Below are 20873 nucleotides of genomic sequence, written 5' to 3'. Positions count from 1 at the left end.
CCGCGGCGGGCTTGGCCTCGGCGGGCTTCGCGGCCGGGGCGGCGGGCTTGGCCTCCGCCGGCTTGGCCGCGGCGGGCTTGGCCGGGGCCGCCGGGGCGGCGCTCGCGGCTACTCCCTGTGGTGGCGCTGCCACCGCGGAGCCGGTGTCCTGACCCGGCTTGTAGTCGGCGAAGAAGTCCCACCAGGCTCGGTCGACCGAGTTCGGGTCCTGGAGGTACTGCTGGTAGATCTCGTCGACGAGCCACTCGTTGGGGCCGAAGGCAGCGGCAGGGTTACTCCCCTGCCCGTCCTGTTCATCGGTCGAGACGCTCGAGGTGTTGGGGGACTGTGGCGACACGGCGGCAACCGCCCTCTTCCGCTTCCTAAAGGTGGTGGACAGCGGGAATAAAGGCTACGCCTCTTGGACCCTTACGTGCAGGCCGCACTGGTCAACGTCGCGCACGTCACATTCATTGGCGGGTTTCAGCGCATGACGCACCGGGAAACACACGAGGTTTCGTGTGTTTCCTCAGGCGCGGGGCAGCGCAGACGTGCACCCCTGCCGCTCGTATGTGCGCGACGGGGTCGATTTTACTTCAGCTTTGATCTCAGGGGGTGCCCGGTTTGATCTCGGGGATGCCTGATTCGATCTCAGGGGGTGCCCGGTTTGGGTTCCGGGGCAGGTCCCGGGAGGCTGACCTTGATCCGGCAGCCGCGCGCGGACTCCGCCACCCCTATCCGCCCGCCGTGCAGATCCACCGCCCAGCGGGCGATCGCCAGCCCCAGACCGGTGCCGCCGTCGCTGCCCGGACCCCGCCGTCGGCCGTCCGCCGAGCCGTCCGGGGAGAGCCCGCCCCGGTTGAACCGCTCGAAGACCCGGTGCCAATCCGCCTCCGGGATGCCGGGGCCCTCGTCCAGCACCTCCAGCTCCAGGCTCTCCGGGCCGTCACCGCGCCGGGCGCGCACGGTCACCCGGCCGTGTGCCGGGCTGTGCTTCACCGCGTTGTCGATGAGGTTCGCCATCACCTGGTGCAGCCGCTCGGCGTCGGCGTGGGCGGTCAGCTCGGGCGGCGAGACGTCCAGGTTGAGATGGACGTCCTTACGGGTGTGGGCGCCGGAATGGGACTCCGCGCCCTTGGCCATGCCGGCCTCCTTGAGGATCCCGGCCAGATACGGCCAGACCTCGAACCGCCGCGCGTGCAGCGGCACCACCCCGTTGTCGAGGCGGGAGAGATCGAGCAGCTGGTCCACCAGGCGGCCCAGGCGCTGGGTCTGCTTCAGCGCGACCCGCATGGTCTCCGGATCGGCCTCCGAGACCCCGTCCACCACGTTCTCCAGCACCGCCCGCAGCGCCGCGATCGGGGTGCGCAGCTCATGCGAGACGTTGGCCACCAGCTCCTTGCGGTGGGTGTCCACCGCCTCCAGGTCGGCCGCCATCCGGTTGAACGCGGACGCCAGGTCGCCGAACTCGTCCCCGCGCTGCGCCGCCCGCACCCGCCGGGTGTAGTCGCCGCCTGCCATCGCCCGGGTGACCTCGGTCATCTCGTCCAGCGGGGCCGTGAGCCCGTTCGCCACGAACTGGGTGATCAGCAGCGAGGCGATGATCGAGAAGATGGTGATGACGCGCAGCTCGGTGTCGGAGTGCATCGCCGCGAAGACGAGCAGCGTGGTGATGATCACCGAGCCGACGACCAGCGCCCCCAGCGCCGCCTTGACCGAGCGGTACGGGTCGAAGGGGCGCAGCGCCTCCCAGACCCGGGCCCAGGTGGCGCGGGACCACGCCCGCCGGCCCGCGGGGGCCTCGGGCAGTCGGCAGGCCCGGGGGACCCTGCGCGGCCAGAGCCTGGGCGCTTTGTCCGCCCAGGCCTGGGGCGCCCCGCGCGCCCAGCCCTTGTGCGCCCAGCCCCTGCGTGCCCGGCCCCTGGGGGCCGTGGTGTCTGCCCGGACCTTGGGAACCCTGCGTGCCCAGGGGGCCTTCGTCATGCCGCCGGGGTCTCCAGGGCGTAGCCCACGCCGTGCACCGTACGGATCCGCTCCGCGCCGATCTTCCGGCGCAGCGCCTTGATGTGGCTGTCCACGGTGCGGGTGCCGGAGGCGTCCGCCCAGTCCCACACCTCGGCCAGCAGCTGCTCGCGCGAGAGCACCGCGCGCGGGGTGTTGGCCAGGCAGACCAGCAGATCGAACTCGGTCGGGGTGAGGTGCACATCCGAGCCGCGCACCCGCACCCGGCGCTGGGCGTGGTCGATCTCCAGCTCGCCCAGGCGCAGGATCCCGCTGCGCGGGGTGTGCGCGGCCAGCGCCGCCCGCTCCACCCGCCGCAGCAGTACGTGCACCCGCGCGGCCAGTTCGCGCATGGAGAACGGCTTGGTCATGTAGTCGTCGGCGCCGACGCCGAGCCCCACCAGCATGTCGGTCTCGTCGTCGCGCGCGGTCAGCATCAGCACAGGCACCGGCCGCCGGGCCTGCACCCGCCGGCAGACCTCCAGACCGTCGAAGCCCGGCAGCATCACGTCGAGGACGAGCAGATCGGGCTGCCACGCCTCGGCCGTGTCGACCGCCGCCGGACCGTCTCCCGCCGTCTGGACCTGGAACCCCTCGGCGCGCAGCCGGGCCGCGATGGCGTCCACTATGGTCGGATCGTCCTCGACGACGAGGACCCGGCGCTGTGCGCCAGGGGTGGTCGTGGCGGTCCCGTTGTGACCGTTGTGAGTCTGCTCCATACGCCCGCCCCTGCGTCTTCCGGTGAAACCCGCGGCTCGCGCCTGGTCATCGCTCAGCCGCGTTTGGTAGGCAAGCAAGCGTAAAGCCAGCGTACGCGGCTTTGCTACGCGCCCCGAACCGCGAGATGCACGACGTCGGGAACACCCCGGGCAACGGCGACCTCTTCCGTACGCACCCGCGTGAACCCGGCATTCCGGAGGGATTCCTCGAACGCGCGCGACGGTTGCGCCGACCATACGGCCAGCACCCCGCCCGGGGCGAGACGCGCCGCGCAGGCCGCGAGCCCGGTGGGGGAGTAGAGGCCGTCATTGTCCTCGGTGACGGTCCAGTCGGGGCCGTTGTCGATGTCCAGGCACAGCGCGTCATAGGTCTCGGCACGGGTCCGCGGGCCGGTCCGCAGCCACTCGACCAGATCGGCGTGGACGACCTCGGCGCGCGGATCGGCCAGCGCGTCGGCGGTCATGGCCGCCAGGGGTCCATCGCGGTGCCAGTCGATCACCGCGGCCTCCCGCTCGACCACCGCGATCCGCCCCCACCGGGGCTCCGCCACCGCCTCGACCAGCGAAAAACCGACGCCGAGCCCGCCGATGAGCAGGGCGGGGGAGGGGCGGTCGGCGGGCAGCGCGTCGAGGGCGGCACGGATGAGCAGCCGCTCGGAGCGGCCGTCGGAGGTGTCCATGAGGAAGCACCCATTGGCGATGATCTCGAAGACGGCGCCGGCCGACGGTCCCTCGCCGCCGCCGCGCCGCCGCAGCACCACCTCGCCGTACGGACCCTCCCGGCGGTCGACGGTCACCGGCCGGTCGTCGTCGGCGGCGTGGAGGTGGTACGGCGGCTGCGGCTGCATGGGTGTGGGGTCCTCCCGGGTGGTTCCTGACCCCGCCATCCTCGCGCCGCCCCGGCTCGCCGGTCCAACCGTTTCACGGTGGCCCGGTGGCGTGGCGCGGCGTCGTCCATGTCACAGCCGGGGGTGCCGTGACATGACTCACGGCGTCCTGGTTGTTGTTCCGGTCGTGGCGGATAAGCGGGGAGCAGGGGGAGCAGGAGGAGCGGCGTCGGGAGTGAGAAAGGGGCGCGGGCGTTGACGACATCGGTAAGAGGAACGGACGCGAACGCCTCCGGCGAGGCTTCCGGGGTGTCGGCGGGGCGCGCGGCCGCTGCCGCGTCGGCGGGGCCGGTGGGCCCTGTGTCATCGGCGGAGCCCGAGACGCCTGCGGGGTCGGGAGAGTCCGCATCCCACGCGGCATCGGCCGAGCCCCCGTCGGCCGCATCGGGTCGGCGTCCGGCCGTTCCGGGTGCGCGGGCGGTGGACGACGGTGACCCGGGCGGGCCCCGTGCCATCGCCCCCGTCGTGCCGTGGGCCCGCCGCGCCGATCGGCCACGGGAGGTGGGCTGTGCCTGGCCGGCCGCCGCCGGGGCCAGTACGCCGCGGGTGCCGGACGCCGGGCGGGGGCGCGGGCGCCGCACGCCCGCGGTGGTGCGTCTGCGGGCCGGACGGGGGAGCCGCACGGCCGCTGCGGTGGTGCGCTCGCTGCCCCGGGTGCCGCGCACCGTGCCGTTCACCCTCGGCTACACGCTCATCCTGCTCGGCACCGGCCTCTACGCCCGTCTCGGCGACCCCGGCACTGTGCGCGATCTGCTCGCGAGCTCCAGTACCGATGTGTCCAACCTCTCCCAGCGGCCGCTGCTGACGCTGCTGGTCAGCGCGTTGTGGGCGGTGGGCGGGATCACCTCGCCGTATCTGGTCGCCTTTCCCTTGGTGCTCGGCGCGCTGGAGCGGCGGCTCGGCGGGGTGCGCACCGCCGGAGTGTTCCTGCTCGGCCACGTACTGGCGACGCTGCTCACCGAGGTCCCGGTGGCCGTCTCCGTGGCCGCCGGGCATCTCCCGGACAGCTCGCTGCGCCGCCTCGACTACGGCGTCAGCTACGGGCTGATCGCCTGCGCCGCCGCGCTCGCCGGGCTGCTGCCGCCCCGGCGGCGGTGGGCGCTGCTCGGCGGGGTCGCCCTCGCGCTCGGCGCCGGAACGCTCGTCGACTTCGATCCGCTCACCGCCTGGGGCCATGCCTTCGCCCTACTGCTCGGCGTCCTCTCCTGGCGGTACGTCCGGTCCTGGCGGTACGTCCGGTCCTGGCCGTACGTCCGCCGAAACACCAGCCGGCGCCCGCCGTCACGGCGGAACGACGACGCCTCGCCCGGCTTCGCTCACAGCGAACGCGCCTCCGGGAACACCGGAACCCCCTCCGCGCATTGAGTGGGCATCGACTTATTGAGTCCTCACGACTCAACTTGCCTGCCGAAGGGGAGATCATGGCTTCGCTGCCCACACCGCTCACCCTGCCCGTACTGCCTCTCGACGACGAGGTGGTGCTCCCCGGCATGGTGGTGCCGCTGGACCTTTCCGATACCGAGGTACGTGCCGCGGTGGAGGCCGCCCAGGCCGCCGCGCGCTCCAGTGGGAGCGGAGGAGGTAAGCCGAAGGTGCTGCTGGTGCCGCGCGTCGACGGCACCTACGCCGGTATCGGCACGCTCGGCACCGTCGAGCAGGTGGGCCGGCTCTCCGACGGAGACCCTGGCGCGCTGATCCGCGGGGTGCGCCGCGTCCGCATCGGGGCCGGGACCACCGGACCCGGGGCGGCCCTGTGGGTGGAGGGCACCACGGTCGAGGAGATCGTGCCCGACCCCCTGCCCGGTGCCGTCACCGAACTGATCAAGGAATACAAGGCGCTGGCCACCAGCTGGCTGCGCAAGCGCGGCGCCTGGCAGGTCGTGGACCGGGTGCAGCAGATCGACGATGTCTCGCAGCTCGCCGACAACTCCGGCTACTCGCCCTTCCTGTCCGTGGCCCAGCGCGTCGAGCTGCTGGAGACCACCGACCCGGTGGCCCGGCTGAAGCTGGCCGTCACCTGGCTCAGTGACCACCTCGCCGAGCAGGACGTGGCCGAGTCGATCGCCAAGGACGTCCAGGAGGGCGTCGACAAGCAGCAGCGCGAGTTCCTGCTGCGGCGCCAGCTCGAAGCCGTCCGTAAGGAGCTCGCCGAGCTCAATGGCGACCCCGAGGACGAGTCCGACGACTACCGCGCCCGCGTGGAGGCCGCCGACCTGCCCGAGAAGGTCCGCGAGGCGGCCCTGAAGGAGGTCGACAAGCTGGAGCGGTCCAGCGACCAGAGCCCCGAGGGCAGCTGGATCCGCACCTGGCTGGACACCGTCCTGGAGCTGCCCTGGAACGAGCGCACCGAGGACGCGTACGACATCCAGGGCGCCAAGGCCGTGCTCGACGCCGACCACGCGGGCCTGGAGGACGTCAAGGAGCGGATCACCGAGTACCTGGCGGTGCGCAAGCGCCGCGCCGACCGGGGCCTCGGCGTCGTCGGCGGCCGCCGCGGCGGCGCGGTGCTCGCCCTGGTGGGCCCGCCCGGCGTCGGCAAGACCAGCCTGGGCGAGAGCGTCGCCCGCGCGATGGGGCGGAAGTTCGTCCGGGTCGCGCTCGGCGGCGTCCGCGACGAGGCGGAGATCCGCGGCCACCGGCGCACCTACGTGGGCGCGCTGCCCGGCCGGATCGTCCGTGCCATCAAGGAGGCGGGCTCGATGAACCCCGTCGTCCTCCTGGACGAGATCGACAAGGTGGGCTCCGACTTCCGCGGCGACCCGGCCGCGGCCCTGCTGGAGGTCCTGGACCCGGCGCAGAACCACACCTTCCGCGACCACTACCTGGAGGTCGAACTCGACCTGAGCGACGTGGTCTTCCTCGCCACCGCCAACGTCCTGGAGGCCATCCCGGAGGCGCTCCTGGACCGGATGGAGCTGGTGCGCCTGGACGGCTACACCGAGGACGACAAGGTCACCATCGCCCGTGACCATCTGCTGCCCCGCCAGCTGGAGCGGGCCGGTCTGGAGCCGGGCGAGGTCACGGTGACCGACGAGGCGCTGCGCAAGCTCGCGGGCGAGTACACCCGCGAGGCGGGCGTACGGACCCTGGAGCGGTCCATCGCCCGGCTGCTGCGCAAGGTGGCGGCCCAGCACGAGCTCGGCGAGCGCGAACTGCCCTTCACCGTCGGTGTGGAGGAGCTGCGCCCGCTGATCGGCCGGCCGCACCACACCCCCGAGTCCGCCCAGGACCCGGCCGAGCGCCGCACCGCCGTCCCCGGCGTGGCGACCGGGCTCGCGGTCACGGGCGCCGGCGGTGACGTGCTGTTCGTGGAGGCGTCGCTGGCCGACCCGGAGACGGGCGGTGCGGGGCTGAACCTCACCGGTCAGCTCGGCGACGTCATGAAGGAGTCCGCCCAGATCGCGCTCTCCTTCCTGCGCTCGCACGGCGCGGAGCTGGAGCTGCCGGTCGGCGACCTGAAGGAGCGCGGCGTCCACCTCCACGTCCCGGCGGGCGCGGTGCCCAAGGACGGCCCGAGCGCGGGCATCACCATGACCACCGCCCTGGCCTCGCTGCTCTCCGGCCGCCAGGTGCGCCCGGACGTGGCGATGACCGGCGAGGTGTCCCTGACCGGGCGGGTGCTGCCCATCGGCGGCGTCAAGCAGAAGCTGCTGGCGGCGCACCGGGCCGGGGTGACCACCGTGATCATCCCCAAGCGGAACGAGCCCGACCTGGACGACGTCCCCGCCGAGGTGCTGGACAAGCTCGACGTCCACCCGGTCTCCGACGTCCGCCGGGTGCTGGAGCTGGCCCTCGAGCCCGCCCGGGCGGCGACCCCCGAGGTTCCGGTAGCGGCGTGACGGACGCTGCCGGGAGCGCAGTGGCCCGGGGCCCCGTGTCGAACGGGGTTCCGGGCCACGCGTGACCTGTCGGCCGTGCGTATCGTTGGACTAACCGGCCGCATACGTTCGGTGCGCGGCGGGGAGGAGCGGCACGGTGACCGTCATGGAGATTGACCGGATCGACACTGACAGGATCGAGATGGCCGACAGCAGCGACGAGCGGACCTTGGACGCGATGTTCGAGTGGCTCGAGAAGATGCCCGTCCCCGAGGGATTCAAGGTCGAGATTGTCGAGGGGAACATCTTCATGTCGCCGCAGAGGGACGTTCATTGGAACATCATCCGTAGGATCGTGCGGGCTCTCGAAGATCGCTTTGGGATGAACGTGAACGTGTTGTCGGATGTCCGCGTCGACTACCCCGGCCATCTGAATGGCTTCGCGTCCGATGTGACCCTGCTTGCCGAGGGTGCCGTGAAGAACGACAAGGGGCTCTGGCGCTATCAGGACGTTGAGTTCGTTGTCGAGGTGATCTCGAAAGGCACGGCCGCGAACGACTACGGACCCAAGAAAGCGGCCTACGCGGAGGCGGGGGTTCCCATCTACCTGATCGCGGACCCCTACACCGGCAAGTGCCACCTGTTCACCGAGCCCAAGGAGGGCGACTACCTCAGTGAGCTGTCGGTGCACTTCGGCACGGAAATCGACCTGACGAACACCGTCGTCGGCCTGACGCTCAAGACCGACGAGTTCCCCCGCGACTGATCCACCCCCCGCTGCCTGGTTCCCACAGGGCCAGGCGGCGAGCCCCCTGAACGCGATCTGCCCGGGATGGGTGCGGGAGACCCTGGAGAAGCTGGGCATGGACCCCGCCGAGGGAACCCCCGTGGAGACCGTGGCCCAGGCGTATGCGCGGGTCGTCGAGGGGACGGCGCAGGGGCAGGTGATCGTGCCCAGCAGCGGCTGACCCGGGACCGGACGGGCATCTCATTGACAGTCAGACAGGTCTGTCTGGTAGCTTCGGCGGTGAAGCAGACAGACCTGTCTGTTCGCATGGGTCATATCGCCTTCGGAGGAACGCCGTGCGCACCCTGCTCGTCCTCGCCCACCCCGATCTCGCCGCATCCCGGGTCAACGCCGCCCTCGCCGAGGCGGCCCGGCCGGTGGAGAACGTCACGCTCCATGACCTCTACGCCGCCTATCCCGATCTGCGGATAGACGTCGAGCGCGAGCAGCGGCTGCTGCTGGAGCACGAGCGGATCGTTCTGCAGTTCCCCTTCTACTGGTACTCGGCGCCGCCGCTGCTGAAGAAGTGGCTGGACGAGGTGTTCCTGCGCGGCTTCGCCTACGGCAGCGGGGGCACCTCGCTGCACGGCAAGTCGCTGCGGATCGCCACCACGGCGGGTGCGCAGGAGGAGATGTACCGGCCCGACGGGTTCAACCGCTTCACGGTCGTCGAACTGCTGAAGCCCTTCGACGCGGCCGCGAACATCACGGGCATGGCCTACGAGGAGCCGTTCGTCGTCTACGGTACGCACGGGATGGACGACGCGGCGCTCGCCGCGCACCAGGAGCGCTACCGCGCGCTGCTGGCGTCCGGGCTGCCGCGCGAGCGTGACCTCGCCATCGCGTAACAGACGGAGGACAAGGGCCCGGCCGCGCGTATCGCTGATGCGGCCGGGCCCTTCGCCGTATCCACGCACGGGCCGGTCTACACCCGGGCCGGGCACGCCTCCGCCACCAGCGACCGGGCCGCCTCCCGGGCCGCCTCCGTGAACTCCGGCCTCGGCTCCAGCGCCGCCGCGGCCATCACCCCGTCCACGAGCACGGAGATCTGCACGGCGAGCCGCTCGGGGTCGGCGGCCCCGGCCTCCCGGGCCAGCTCGGTCAGCCAGGCCCGTACGGCGCGCTTGTGCTCGACCGTCGCGGCGTGGGTGGCGGTGCCCGGATCGGTCTCGCCCGCGGTCCTGGTGAACGCGCAGCCGCGGAAGCCGTTCCGCTCGGTCGCCGAGCCCAGCGCGTCGAAGAGGCCGATGAGCCGGTCCCGGGGGTCGGCGCCGGCCGCCTCGGCGGCCTCCCGCAGCGCCCCCCGCCAGTGCCCGTCCGACGCGCTCAGATAGGCCAGCACCAGATCGTCCTTGGTGCGGAAGTGGGAGTAGAGCGTCGCCTTCGCCACGCCCGACTCGGCGATGATCCGGTCCACTCCGACCCCGCGCACCCCATGGGCGTTGAACAGCGCGGTCGCGGTGGACAGGATCCGCTCATGGGCGGAGGGGCGGGCGCTGCTCATGATCAAGCTCCTTGAGGCGGACACACGGGGCCGTGGGACGACCCGGGCCGCGGACCGACCGGGGCCGTGGGACGACCGGCGCCCTCCAGCGTACAGACAGACCTGTCCGTACGCCGGAGGGCGGGACGCGCCGAACACGGTCGGACGCGCCGGGTGTGGGGGGTGACGCGATGCGGGGCTCAGCCGTTGGCGAGGGCCTGCAGCCGGTCCATGGCGCCGTTGAACTTGTTGTGGTCGCCGACCGTCGCGCCGGAGGAGGTGTACTGCCAGATGGTGTGGAAGCCCCAGCCCGCCGGAAGCTCACCGACGGACGAGCCGTAGCGCGGGATCCACAGCGGGTTGACGCCACCGAAGGCGGCGGAGTTGCCCGTGCAGCTCTTCCACCAGCTGGTGGAGGTGTAGATCACCGGATCGCGGCCGGTGCGCGACCGGTAGGTGTTGCTGAAGTCCTTGATCCAGTTGACCATCGCGCTGGCGCTCAGCCCGTAGCAGGTCGCGCCGTAGGGGTTGTACTCCATGTCGAGCGCGCCCGGCAGGGTCTTGCCGTCCTTGGACCAGCCGCCGCCGTGGTCGACGAAGTAGTTGGCCTGTGCGGCACCGGTCGAGTTGTTCGGCAGGGCGAAGTGGTACGCGCCACGGATCATGCCGACGTTGTACGAGCCGTTGTACTGCTGGGCGAAGTACGGGTTGACGTAGCTGGTGCCCTCGGTCGCCTTGACGTAGGCGAACCGGACGCCGCTGCTCCACAGCGTCGACCAGCTGACGTTGCCCTGGTGGCTGCTGACGTCCACGCCCTCGACGGTGGCGAGCAGCCCCGTCGGCGCCTCACCGGTCGTGGATCCGCCCTCGTGCTTGGCTATCTGGGAACCCGCCCAGTCGTCCTCGGGATGGGGGATGGCCTTGTCGCCCTGCCCCTGGGCGGCGAACGCCGAACCGGGCAGTGCGAGGGTCATGGCGAGGAGAGCGGCGAGAATACCGATCAGCGCACTGAGGGCGCGTCGGGCCGAACCAGGTCTGTGCACGGGCATGGCGTTGCCTCCGAAACCTCGGTGGGGGGAGAGGTGCTCCGATTGGAATGACCATGTCAGGAGTGACGCTACGGGCGTAGATAGGCCGGCGGAAGGGGGAGAGTGTGATGCCGTTGGTCTAATCCTGCGAAATACTGGTGGAGCTGCGGTAACAGCCGCGCGTGGTAGAAACTTTCACGAAGTGAAAACCCGGAGAGGGCTCTGACGTGCACAACAACGGGGCGTTGCCGCCTGAGCGGGGTGAGGGGGGCACCGTGGGTGGCATTGGTGTGGACCAAGCATTCCTGGCGCTGGAGCGCGAATTGGCGGTTTTCCTCCGCAGAGCCCGAGCCGCTTCGGGGGAATTGGCCCGGGAGGTCCATCCGGAGCTCGAATCCGCCGCCTATGGACTGCTGATGCGGCTGGAGGACGCCGGTCCGCAGCGCGCCACCGAGCTCGCGAGCTTCGTGGGCGTCGGCAAGGCCACGATGAGCCGTCAGCTCCGGGCGCTCGAAGGGCTCGGGCTGGTGGCGCGGACGCCCGATCCGGCCGACGGACGGGCCTTCCTGGTGGAGTTGACCGAGGAGGGCCGCAGCCGCTTCCGCGCCGTGCGGGGCGCACGGCGGGCGCGGTATGCCCGCCGTCTCGCCGCGTGGGAGCGCAGCGAGGTCGCCGAACTCGCCAGGCTGCTGCACCGGTTGAACGCGGAGCAGGAGGCCGACGACCGCGGTCAGACGGCGCGTGCGGCGCAGGAGTAGGGCGCTCATACCCGTCAGGATCGGCGACCCGCGGGCATCCGGCGACGCGGACGTGGCAACCGCGCTACCCCGCTGGAACGCCAAGCCCGGCGAGCCCCGCGGTCAGGGCTCCACGAAGACCACGGCGGCGTCGTCGTGGTTCTTGCCCCGGGGGAAGGCCGTACGGTCCGGATCGGCGTCCTCGGCCGCCCGCACCCGGTCGATCAGCGCCTGTGGGCCCTCCTTGCGCAGCAGCGCGAAGCACTCGGTCCAGTCGCCCTCGCCGAATGTCTCCACCCAGCGCGACGCCCCGTCGGTGAGCGCCGCCAGCGCCCGCACCTCGCCGCGCGGGAGCTCCCCGGCGACCGCCTTGCGGGAGACGGCGGGGTCGGCGGCGGCGGTGAAGAAGCCGCCCGCCACGTTGCGCAGCGGGGCGAGCCGCCGGCCCTCGGCCAGCAGCCGGTCGATGCGGTCGTCCAGGACCGGGGTCACTCCGTCATGGGTCCGCTCGATGAGCAACACCGAGTCGGACAGCACCAGATACTCGATCCGCTGGGCGTTCCAGCGCGCCGTGACGACGGTCGCCTGGGGCGTAAGGGGGTGAGAAAGGTCACATGTTGAACTATGGGCGGCGGCGGTCCGGGTGATCGCCTCGGAGAGGCACTGTGTCAGTGGCATATCCCGTCGCGAACCGGACAGTTCGAGCAGCGACCCGCCGAGCCGCGCGGTGAACCAGTCCACGCTGTGGACGCATCCGTCTCCTCCCTCGGGCGGGGTCACCCCGTCCAGCACCACCAGCGCACCGCCGCTCCCCGAGGCCGGGAGGGCTACCGAGGCGTAGTCCTCGTTGGGATGGTGCCGATCGCCGGGAGCGGTCGCGAGTTCGATGCGCATTCCCTCAGTCTGCCGGACCCCTGTCGATCACCACCGCGGCGAGGGTCGGACCGGGCCTTGGTCCGTACCAAATCCGTCGCCGGTTTCTCCGCTGCCTGATTGGGGTGGGATTGACGCTTCTGGGAAGCTGCGGGTGCGTATCTTCTCAGGGCGCCGAGGTCTTTACCAATCCGCGCAAGGTGATGAGAAGGTATGGCCGCGAGTCAAAGTTGGTGGTCAACTACGCAATACGGTTCACTCGTTCGGGTGGCCGGGCGAGTGATGCATGCCCGCCCCAGACCCGTCCTGAAAGGGTCGGAATCCCTGCCAGAGGTGGGGAAACACAATTGGTGATCCGTCGTCACCTCTGGTCCACGTCAGCGGTCGGGCGAGAATGGATTGTGAGCACCGGTGCGGAAGAAGCGGCTTCGGGGCACCACGCGCGATGCGGTCGGCGAGCCACGCCAGGATGAGGCGGCGCCGCGACGGCACACCGCACGCGTCCGTCGTCGGCTCACCACGTCCGTCGCCCTCGTCTCCGTCGCCGTCCTCGGGGCCGGAACCCCCGCCGTCCTGCTCGCCCTCGACGACACGACCGACGCCCAGCACCTCGTCGACCTCGCGGAGACCAACCGCGGCGCGGTGACCCTCGCCCACGCCCTCGCCGACGAGCGCGACGCCATGACCCGCTATGTCGCCGACGGCCGCACCTCCGCCTCCGGCCGCGGGGTCTCCGAGGAGATGCGCGCCCGGGTCGACCGCCGGGTCCGCGAGGTGCGCGAGGAGGTCCCGGCCTCGGTCCGGCGGCGCCTCGACGCCCTCCCCGAGCTGCGGCAGGAAGCGCTGACCGGCAAGGGCTCGGCCACCGACGTCTTCACCGCCTACACCCGCACCGTCCAGGCGCTGAACGGGATCACCGACACCCTCGCCCGCCGGCTCCCGGCCGACGCCGACTCCGGCGGCACCGCCGCGCTGGCCCCGCTCGGCCGCGCGGTGGAGGAGGCGTCCGCCACCCGCGGACTGCTGCTGGCCGCGCTCGACGCGGGCGGTGGCCAGCCCACGCTGGTCTCGGCCGCCCAGCGGACCAACCTCCGCGAGCAGTCGGCGCTCGACGACTTCGAGCAACTGGCCCCCGCCGCCATGCGCGAGGCCTATCAGCGCACCGTCAACGGCACCGAGGTCCGCTCCGCCGAGCGCTACCTCGCCCGGCTCACCGACCAGAGCCGCCTCGCGGGCAATGACTTCTTCCTCCAGAAGGACCGCGTCGAGGCCGCCCTGAACGCCCGGATCGACCAGATGCGCGGCGCACAGTCCTCGCTGGCCTCCGCCGAGGCCGCCCAGCTCGCGCGGGTGCGGGACGACGAGGTCACCGACCTGGAGCTGCGCATCGGCATCGTCGGCGCCGCCCTGCTGGTCGCCCTCGGCGCCGGGGTGCACAGCGCCCGCTCGATGACCCGGCCGCTGGCCGCGCTGCGGCTCGGCGCCCGGCGGGTCGCGGCCGATCCGGCGGCCGAGGAGCCGGTGGCGTTCAAGGGCCGCGACGACGAGTTCGCGGACGCCGTACGGGCCGTCAACGAACTCCACGCCAAGGCCACGCGGACGTACGAGCGGGTCGCCGAGCTCGAGCGCGAGCGCACCCGGCTCGTCGGCGAGCGGCAGCGGCTGGCCGATGAGCGGGACGGCCTGCGCGCCGAGCGGGACGCGGTCGCCACCCGGCTGGAGGGGCTGCGGGCCCGGGTCCACGGCAGCTTCGTCAGCCTCGCGCTGCGCTCGCTGGGCCTGATCGAGCGCCAGCTCGCCATCATCGAGTCCCTGGAGGAGCGGGAGCAGGACCCCGACCGCCTCGAAACGCTCTTCCAGCTCGACCACCTGGCCACCGGGATGCGTCGCTACGGCGAGAACCTCCTGGTCATCGCGGGCTCGGAGCAGAAGGCCACCCATCCGGGGCCGGTGCCGCTGCTGGATGTGCTGCGCGCCTCGATCAGCGAGGTCGAGCGGTACGACCGGGTGCAGATCCAGGCGCTGCCGCCGCATGCCCAGGTCGCGGGGTTCGCCGCGGACAGCGTCAGCCACCTGATCGCCGAGCTCCTGGAGAACGCGACATCGTTTTCTCCGCCGGATGCCGCGGTCCAGATCTCCGGCTGGCTGCTGGAGACCGGCGAGGTCATGCTCTCCGTCCAGGACGAGGGCATCGGCATGACGCCCGAGCGCTTCGTGGAGCTGAACAACCGGCTCGCCGACCCCGTGCCGGAGTACTGCCAGGGCCCCCAGCCGGAGGACCCGCTGGGCCTCGGGCTGTATGTGGTGACCCGGCTGGCCGCGCGCCACGGCATCCGGGTGCAGCTGCGCGAGCAGCAGCCGGGCGGGGTGGCGGCCGTGGTCGTCCTCCCGACGAAGATCCTCCCCTCCGGTCCGCCCGGCGCCGGGCTGCCGCCCGCCCCGCCGGTCGGCGCGGGCGCGACGTTCGGCGCCACCGGACCGTCCTCCTTCCTGGGCTTTCCGGGCTCGGAGGCGGAGGCGAACTCCAACGCGCTGCCGGGGCAGGCCCGTTCGGTCGCCCCCGACGGGGGCCCCCAGGGCCTTCGGGACCAGGTTTCCCAGGACCGGGAGGGTGTGCCGGGCGCCGGGGCGGGAGCCGCCGCCGAGCCGTCGGCTACCGATCCGGTCGCGCCGGTCCCGCCGCAGGCGGGGCCCGCGGACCCGGCGCCCCGGGCCACCGACACCGCGGCCGCGTCCTCGACGGCGCGGGAGCCCGGGCCTGGCCCGGAGCCCGTGCTTGGTGAGCCTGGGCCTGGTCGGGAGCCGGTGTCTGGTGAGCGCGTGCTTGGACCCGAGACCGTGCTTGGTGAGCCTGGGCCTGGCCCGGAGCCCGTGCCTGGTGAGCTGGGGCTTGGTCGGGAGCCCGCATTCGGGCCGCGGTCCGCGCCTGACCCGGACCCCGTGCTCGACCCGGACCCCGTGCTCGACCCGGACCGCGCGTCCGTCGAGGCGGCCGCCGAACCGGAGCCGAGCGCTCCCTGGGCCGTCCCCGGCGAGCGGTGGGGGCGGACCGCGGACACCGGCCGCGACTACCCCATGGAGCCCACGCCGCCGCGCGGCCATCCGGCCCCGGAGAGCGCCGGTACGCTGCCCGCCCTGCCCAAGCGCGTCCCCAAGCTGGCCCAGGCCGACGGGCAGGACGGCACACGGTCCGGTGCGGACGACAAGGCCCCGGCCTCCCAGGCCGAGGAGCCGGAGGTCCCGGCCGTCGAGCGGACGATGGAGCTGACGCTCCGCCGCCTGCGCGAGAGCCAGGGGGACCGCGAGGACCGCGGTGGTCGCTCGGACCGTACGGATCCCGCCGACCGCGAGGGTCGCGAGAGCCGTGAGGACCGCGAGGGTCGCGGTGGACGTGCGGACGCCGCGGACCGCGCGGACGCCGACGCCCGTGACGCCCGCGACGGCCGCGCAGACCCCGACGACCACGCGGACCGCGAGTGGTACATCGGCGGCCACGGCATACGCCCGGTCGGCGCGGCCGCCTGGGGCCCGGCCAACGGCGGCCCGTGGCCCGGCGGCCCGGAAGGCAGCGCCCCGGCAGAGGGCGGCCCCGTCGCAGGCATCGGCCCGGCAGACGGCGCCCCCACGTACAGCGGCTCGGAAGGCAGCGCCCCGGCGTGGCCCGGCGCCCCGGCGGCGGGCAGCGGCCGGGCAGAGGGCGGCCCCGCCGCAGGCAGCGGCCCGGAAAGCAGCGTCCCGGCGTCGTACGACGACCCGGCAGGCGGCGTCTCGGCGACGTACGGCGGCTCCGAAGGCAGCGTCCCGCCGTCGCCCGGCGGCGGGACGGCGGAGGGTGGTGAGCGGGCAGGCGGCGGTGAGCCGTCCGCCGATCCGTACGCCATCGGCCCCGACCAGCACGCCCGCCCGGACGACGAGGTGGCGCGCACCGACAAGGGGCTTCCCAAGCGCCGACCGCGGAACGTGGCGCTCCGGGAGCCCGATCCACGGGAGCGGACCGGCTCGGTGAACGCGGAGGAATTGCGGCGCCGGCTCGGTGGCTTCCAGCGCGGCGCCCGCGAGGGTCACCGCGACGCCGCCGCCGAGATCGCCGCCCGCGGCGAGCCCGCGCGGCGGCACGGGGGACCAGCAGGACAAACGGGGGCGCAGAACGAGGGTGGCACGGTTGAGGAGGCACGCGGGTGAATGCGCCCAGTAGTACCTACGGGTTGAGTCGCGAGGCCCGTAATCTGCACTGGTTGCTGGCGAACCTGGTCGAGGAGGTGCCGGGCGTCCGCTCGGTCGTGGTCGTCTCGACCGACGGGCTGATGCTGCTCTCCTCCGACGCACGGCACCACGCCGCGGCCGCGGCGGCCGATCCGTCGGCGCAGGACGGCCCCAAGGGCTCCAGCGCGGATCTCGCGACGATCGTCTCGGGGCTCGGCAGCCTCACGCTCGGCGCGGCGAAGCTGATGGACGCCGGCGGCGTCAAGCAGACGATGGTGGCGATGGACGAGGGCAGTCTGTTCGTCATGTCGATCAGCGACGGTTCGCTGCTGGGGGTGCACGCCACCCCCGACTGTGACATGACCGTCGTCGCCTATCACATGGCGCTGTTCGTGGGCCGGGCCGGACATGTGCTCACCCCCGAACTCCGCAATGAACTACGCAGGTCGCTGGAGCACGCGCAGTGACGGCCGCCGGGTCCGGCCGACCCGCCCGTAAACCCGCTCGCGTACGTCCGTACTCACTCACCGGTGGCCGCACCCGCTCCGGCCATGTGCTGCTGGTGGAGACCTTCGTCGCGGCGCTGGAGTCTCCGGACGGACGGCTCGACCCGGCCCCCAGCGGGTTGAACGCCCGGATGCTGCCGGAGATCCGGGCGATCATCGAACTGTGCGGCAGGATGCGCTCCGTCGCGGAGGTCTCCGCGATGCTCAAGATCCCACTCGGTGTGGTGCGCGTCCTGCTCAGCGACCTGGCCGACCAGGGAAAGATCCGCGTCTACGGCACCGGGCGGGGCCCCGGCCAGCCGGACCGCGCGTTGCTCGAAAGGGTGCTCAGTGGACTTCGCAGGCTCTGAGACGATCACGGCGACCCCGCCGGCGACGTCGGAGATACCCGGGGCCGGGATACCCGGGGCCGAGGAGGTGCTCCAGAGGTGGCAGACGGACCGCTCCCGCGCGCCGATCGCCACCAAGATCGTGATAGCGGGAGGCTTCGGCGTCGGCAAGACGACCTTCGTCGGCGCGGTCTCGGAGATCACTCCGCTCCAGACCGAAGCGCTGATGACGCAGGCCAGCGAGAGTGTGGACGACCTCGAGGCGACGCCCGAGAAGCTGACCACCACCGTGGCCATGGACTTCGGCCGGATCACGCTGGAGAACGATCTGGTCCTGTACCTCTTCGGCACCCCCGGCCAGCAGCGCTTCTGGTTCATGTGGGACGACCTGATGCGCGGGGCCATCGGCGCGGTGGTGATGGTCGACACCCGGCGCCTGGACGAGAGCTTCCCGGCGCTGGACTACTTCGAGAGCCTCGGACTGCCGTACGTGGTGGCGGTCAACCACTTCGAGGGAACCCCGCTCTACCAGGCCGAGGACGTACGGGACGCGCTCTCCGTGGCGCCCTCCGTGCCCGTGGTGATGATGGACGCCCGGCGCCGGATCGCGGTCGTGGACGCGCTGCTGGCGCTGGTGAGGCACGCCGTTGACGTGTCACCCGAATGACGTAACCTCTGCTCCGCCCGTGGGATGGAATGCTCCGTTCCTCTGTTCGGCCCGAGCGTGAGGAGAGTCGACAGCCTTGCGGCACATACTCATCGTGGGTGCCGGTCAGTCCGGCCTCCAACTCGCCCTCGGCCTCCAGTCACAGGGCTACGAGCTCACGCTGTTGTCCAACCGGACGGCCGATGAGATCCGCGGCGGGCGGGTGATGTCCACCCAGTGCATGTTCCGCACCGCGCTGGACCACGAGCGCGATCTGGGGCTCAACTTCTGGGAGGAGCGGGCGCCGCGGATCGAGGGCCTCGGGATCTCGGTCGCCGGGCCGTCGACTCCCGGGGGCCATCCGCGGGTCATCGACTGGGTCGGCCGGCTCGACGGCCACGCCCAGTCCGTCGACCAGCGGATCAAGATGGCCGGCTGGATGGAGACGTTCGAGCAGCGCGGCGGCCAGGTGGTCATCCACGGCGCCGCCGTCTCCGACCTGGACGTCCTCGTCAGAAAGTACGACCTGGTGCTGGTGGCCGCGGGCAAGGGCGAACTGGTCTCGCTCTTCGGCCGGGACACCGCCCGCTCCCCGTACGACACCCCGCGGCGCGCCCTCGCGGTCGCCTATGTGCACGGCCTCGACCCGCGCCCCGAGCACCCCGACGTCGAGGCGGTGCGCTGCAATCTCGTGCCCGGCGTCGGCGAGCTCTTCGTGGTGCCCGCGCTCACCACCACCGGCCGCGCCGACATCCTCTTCTGGGAGGCCGTCCCGGGCGGTCCGGCCGACGCGTTCCAGGGCATCACCGACCCCGCGGAGCACCTGGAGCGCGTCCTGGAGCTGATGGAACACTTCACGCCCTGGGAGTACGCGCGCGCCACCAAGGTCGAGCTGACGGACGCGGGCTGCACGCTGTCCGGGCGGTACGCGCCGACCGTACGCCACCCGATCGGGCGACTGCCGGGCGGCGGGCTGGTGCTGGGCGTGGCCGATGTCGTGGTGGCCAACGACCCGATCACCGGCCAGGGCTCCAACTCCGCGGCCAAGTGCGCGGCGGTCTATCTGGAGAGCATCCTCGAGCGCGGCGACCGGCCGTTCGACGAGGAGTGGATGCGGACGACGTTCGACCGCTACTGGGAGAGCGCGCGGCACGTCACCAAGTGGACCAACACGATGCTGGCCCCGCCGCCGGAGCACATCGTGCACCTCCTCGACGCGGGGTCCGCCTTCCCCGCGGTCGCCCACCGCATCGCCAACGGCTTCGACGACCCCTCCGACTTCGAGAACTTCTTCTACGAGCCGGAGAAGGCGGCCGCCTATCTGGAGGAGGTCAGGGAAGAGGCTGAGGCAGCTGAGGCTGCTGAAGCGGGGGCCGCTGAGGCCGAGGCCGAGGCCGACGATGTGGCGGGGGACGAGGTCGAGGTCGAGGCGGACGACCGGGCCCACGAGGCCGTCCGGTCCTCCCGCTGACACCGGCCGCACCGGCCGCACCGGCCGTCGCCGGAGCCGTCACCGCTTCTTGGCCACCGTGACCGGACCCGGGCGCACCACGCCCTGCAGCGGATTGGAGGCGAGCGGGGAGAGCTTCACCCGCTGACCGGGGCGCGGCGCCTGGACCACCTGGCCGTTGCCCGCGTACATCGCCACATGGCTCGCACCCTTGTAGTAGATCACCAGGTCGCCGGGGCGCAGCTGGCTGAGCGGCACCCGTGGCAGCCGGCGCCACTGCTCCTGGCTGGTGCGCGGGATGGTCCGCCCTGCATACGCCCAGGCGGAGGAGGTCAGCCCCGAGCAGTCGAAGGAGTCCGGCCCCTCGGCGCCCCAGACGTACGGCTTGCCGATCTGGCTGAGCGCGTAGGCGAGCGCCCGCCGCCCGGCCTCCGCGGACGCCATTCCGGGGCGGTGGCCGGGGGACTGGCGGGGGCGGGGCGCGGTGACGGTGGCCACCGGGGAGGGGGTGCCCGCCGCGGGGGTGCCCCGGCCGTCCCCGGGGGCCGGGGCGGCGCCGGTGCCCGTGCCGCCACTCGTGCCACCGTTCGCGGTGCCGTTCGCGGTGCCGAGCGCCCCGGAGGCGAGCAGTTTGCGCTGGGCCTTCGCGGTCTCCTGGCGCTCGCGCTGGGCCACCTGGGCGATCTGGCGGGTGCTGAGCGCGGCCAGCAGCTTCTCGATGGAGTGGAGCCGCTTCTTCACCTTGTCCCGCTGTTTCTTGCGCTTCGCCGCCAGGGACAGCTGTTTGTCCAGCGCGGCCCGCGCCCGGGTGGCGATGGTGTCGGCGCGCCGCTCGCCCTTGGTCAGCCGCTGGATCAGCGCGGCCTCGCGGCCGGCCGCCCGATCCAGCTCCCGCGCCTCGTCGGCGGCGTTCTCCGGGTGCGGGGTGAGCAGGGTCAGCAGGAAACTGTAGGAGGAGAGCGCGCTGTGGCCCTGGTACTGCCGACGGGCCAGCCGTCCCGCGTCGTCGTGGCTGTCGGCGAGCTCCGTACGGGCGTGGACGAGCTGGGCCGTGAGCTTCCTGGTCCTGGTGCGCTGCTTGTACAGCTTCTCCTCGGTCGCGTTGTACGCCTCCGTCGCCTCCTCGGCCTTCCGGTACAGCGTCTTGAGCTGCGTCAGCAGCTCGGACACGGACCGGTCGGCGGGGCGGGCGGGGGCGGCCGACGCCTTGGCCGCCGGGACGGCGGGCACCACTGCGGCGGCCGCGGTGATCGCCGCCGCGCAGACCGAGCCCACGATCCGTCCTGACACGTGATCACCTCCGGTTCCGAGACGCCTCTGTTCGGCGTCCAGCTCAGCAGGGATCGTGGCATGACGTTCGTATCTTCAGGAGAATTGTGGGCGAGTCGGACGAATACGGTCACCCATCCGGCGGGGCCCGTCGCTCG

At 72.4% G+C, this 20873-nt stretch carries 19 protein-coding genes; 11 read left to right on the top strand and 8 right to left on the bottom strand.

Going from position 1 to position 20873, the window contains the following annotated elements; all coding sequences use genetic code 11:
* The 4 genes from IEJ02_RS31615 to IEJ02_RS31600 form a co-directional block, all read right to left on the bottom strand.
* A partial coding sequence (locus IEJ02_RS31615; protein ID WP_191067947.1) for a 2-oxoglutarate dehydrogenase E1 subunit family protein occupies window positions 1–337 on the bottom strand: 337 nt, incomplete at its 3' end.
* A gap of 293 nt (window positions 338–630) precedes the next feature.
* Window positions 631–1962, bottom strand: coding sequence for a sensor histidine kinase (locus IEJ02_RS31610; protein WP_223864780.1), 1332 nt, complete (start codon window positions 1960–1962; stop codon window positions 631–633).
* Entirely contained in the window at window positions 1959–2699 is a 741-nt protein-coding gene (locus tag IEJ02_RS31605) for a response regulator transcription factor (RefSeq protein WP_014054863.1), read from the bottom strand. The genes IEJ02_RS31610 and IEJ02_RS31605 overlap by 4 nt, the downstream gene beginning before the upstream one ends.
* 104 nt (window positions 2700–2803) lie before the next feature.
* Window positions 2804–3547 carry a spermidine synthase family protein gene (locus IEJ02_RS31600; protein ID WP_191067946.1) on the bottom strand — a complete coding sequence of 248 codons (744 nt, stop codon included), beginning with the start codon at window positions 3545–3547 and terminating at the stop codon, window positions 2804–2806.
* Window positions 3548–4006: 459 nt separating this feature from the next.
* Between IEJ02_RS31600 and IEJ02_RS31595 the strand changes: the two genes are divergently transcribed.
* From IEJ02_RS31595 to IEJ02_RS31580, 5 genes are all read left to right on the top strand, one after another.
* The gene (locus tag IEJ02_RS31595; RefSeq protein ID WP_223864779.1) at window positions 4007–4951 is read left to right on the top strand and encodes a rhomboid-like protein; all 945 of its coding nucleotides are present in this window, start codon (window positions 4007–4009) and stop codon (window positions 4949–4951) included.
* Window positions 4952–5007: 56 nt separating this feature from the next.
* Window positions 5008–7425, top strand: a complete 2418-nt coding sequence (gene lon / locus IEJ02_RS31590) for an endopeptidase La (protein WP_191067945.1) — start codon at window positions 5008–5010, stop codon at window positions 7423–7425.
* Window positions 7426–7561: 136 nt separating this feature from the next.
* Window positions 7562–8170: a Uma2 family endonuclease gene (locus IEJ02_RS31585; protein ID WP_370467162.1), complete on the top strand. Its 609-nt coding sequence runs from the start codon at window positions 7562–7564 to the stop codon at window positions 8168–8170.
* A gap of 70 nt (window positions 8171–8240) precedes the next feature.
* Window positions 8241–8372, top strand: a complete 132-nt coding sequence (locus IEJ02_RS50020; RefSeq protein WP_263408002.1) for a hypothetical protein — start codon at window positions 8241–8243, stop codon at window positions 8370–8372.
* 115 nt (window positions 8373–8487) lie between these two features.
* A complete protein-coding gene (locus IEJ02_RS31580; protein ID WP_191067944.1) occupies window positions 8488–9039 on the top strand; it encodes an NAD(P)H-dependent oxidoreductase in 552 nt (183 codons plus the stop codon).
* Between the two features lie 77 nt (window positions 9040–9116).
* Here IEJ02_RS31580 and IEJ02_RS31575 read toward each other — a convergent pair whose 3' ends face one another.
* Together IEJ02_RS31575 and IEJ02_RS31570 are read right to left on the bottom strand one after the other, a co-directional pair.
* Window positions 9117–9695 (bottom strand): TetR/AcrR family transcriptional regulator, encoded by a 579-nt coding sequence (locus tag IEJ02_RS31575; RefSeq protein ID WP_191067943.1) that lies wholly within the window; start codon window positions 9693–9695, stop codon window positions 9117–9119.
* A gap of 179 nt (window positions 9696–9874) precedes the next feature.
* On the bottom strand, window positions 9875–10723 hold the full coding sequence (locus IEJ02_RS31570; RefSeq protein WP_191067942.1) for a lysozyme: 849 nt from the start codon (window positions 10721–10723) through the stop codon (window positions 9875–9877).
* 206 nt (window positions 10724–10929) lie between these two features.
* On the opposite strand from IEJ02_RS31570, the gene IEJ02_RS31565 reads away from it, so the two are divergent.
* On the top strand, window positions 10930–11460 hold the full coding sequence (locus IEJ02_RS31565; RefSeq protein WP_370467161.1) for a MarR family winged helix-turn-helix transcriptional regulator: 531 nt from the start codon (window positions 10930–10932) through the stop codon (window positions 11458–11460).
* Between the two features lie 102 nt (window positions 11461–11562).
* Here the strand turns inward: IEJ02_RS31565 and IEJ02_RS31560 are convergent, their stop codons facing one another.
* The gene (locus tag IEJ02_RS31560) at window positions 11563–12333 is read right to left on the bottom strand and encodes a protein phosphatase 2C domain-containing protein (RefSeq protein ID WP_191067940.1); all 771 of its coding nucleotides are present in this window, start codon (window positions 12331–12333) and stop codon (window positions 11563–11565) included.
* Between the two features lie 390 nt (window positions 12334–12723).
* Here IEJ02_RS31560 and IEJ02_RS49105 point away from each other — a divergent pair, with 390 nt between their 5' ends.
* The 5 genes from IEJ02_RS49105 to IEJ02_RS31535 all read left to right on the top strand — a co-directional run bounded on the left by IEJ02_RS49105 (window position 12724) and on the right by IEJ02_RS31535 (window position 19467).
* Window positions 12724–16494 (top strand): nitrate- and nitrite sensing domain-containing protein, encoded by a 3771-nt coding sequence (locus IEJ02_RS49105; RefSeq protein ID WP_317985974.1) that lies wholly within the window; start codon window positions 12724–12726, stop codon window positions 16492–16494.
* Window positions 16491–16982 (top strand): roadblock/LC7 domain-containing protein, encoded by a 492-nt coding sequence (locus tag IEJ02_RS31550; protein WP_191067939.1) that lies wholly within the window; start codon window positions 16491–16493, stop codon window positions 16980–16982. The genes IEJ02_RS49105 and IEJ02_RS31550 overlap by 4 nt, the downstream gene beginning before the upstream one ends.
* The gene (locus tag IEJ02_RS31545; protein ID WP_191067938.1) at window positions 16979–17371 is read left to right on the top strand and encodes a DUF742 domain-containing protein; all 393 of its coding nucleotides are present in this window, start codon (window positions 16979–16981) and stop codon (window positions 17369–17371) included. The genes IEJ02_RS31550 and IEJ02_RS31545 overlap by 4 nt, the downstream gene beginning before the upstream one ends.
* Window positions 17372–17405: 34 nt before the next feature.
* Window positions 17406–18017: a GTP-binding protein gene (locus IEJ02_RS31540; RefSeq protein ID WP_137980939.1), complete on the top strand. Its 612-nt coding sequence runs from the start codon at window positions 17406–17408 to the stop codon at window positions 18015–18017.
* Between the two features lie 76 nt (window positions 18018–18093).
* Window positions 18094–19467: a styrene monooxygenase/indole monooxygenase family protein gene (locus tag IEJ02_RS31535; RefSeq protein WP_191067937.1), complete on the top strand. Its 1374-nt coding sequence runs from the start codon at window positions 18094–18096 to the stop codon at window positions 19465–19467.
* 39 nt (window positions 19468–19506) lie between these two features.
* On the opposite strand, the gene IEJ02_RS31530 is transcribed toward IEJ02_RS31535, so the two are convergent.
* Entirely contained in the window at window positions 19507–20736 is a 1230-nt protein-coding gene (locus tag IEJ02_RS31530) for a C40 family peptidase (RefSeq protein WP_191067936.1), read from the bottom strand.
* Between the last annotated feature and the right edge of the window lie 137 nt (window positions 20737–20873).

The sequence above is a fragment of the Streptomyces sp. 5-10 genome (genome assembly GCF_014712245.1).
GTDB classification, from domain to species: domain Bacteria; phylum Actinomycetota; class Actinomycetes; order Streptomycetales; family Streptomycetaceae; genus Streptomyces; species Streptomyces violaceusniger.
The sequence above is the reverse complement of the archived record's forward strand: the minus strand, read 5'-3'. Positions and strand labels throughout refer to the sequence as shown.

Coding starts and splice junctions, on each gene's coding strand:
- IEJ02_RS31570 (WP_191067942.1), bottom strand. CDS start 10,723: ATGCCCGTGCACAGACCTGGTTCGGCCCGACGCGCCCTCAGTGCGCTG.
- IEJ02_RS31610 (WP_223864780.1), bottom strand. CDS start 1,962: ATGACGAAGGCCCCCTGGGCACGCAGGGTTCCCAAGGTCCGGGCAGAC.
- IEJ02_RS31575 (WP_191067943.1), bottom strand. CDS start 9,695: ATGAGCAGCGCCCGCCCCTCCGCCCATGAGCGGATCCTGTCCACCGCG.
- IEJ02_RS31560 (WP_191067940.1), bottom strand. CDS start 12,333: ATGCGCATCGAACTCGCGACCGCTCCCGGCGATCGGCACCATCCCAAC.
- IEJ02_RS31605 (WP_014054863.1), bottom strand. CDS start 2,699: ATGGAGCAGACTCACAACGGTCACAACGGGACCGCCACGACCACCCCT.
- lon (WP_191067945.1), top strand. CDS start 5,008: ATGGCTTCGCTGCCCACACCGCTCACCCTGCCCGTACTGCCTCTCGAC.
- IEJ02_RS31600 (WP_191067946.1), bottom strand. CDS start 3,547: ATGCAGCCGCAGCCGCCGTACCACCTCCACGCCGCCGACGACGACCGG.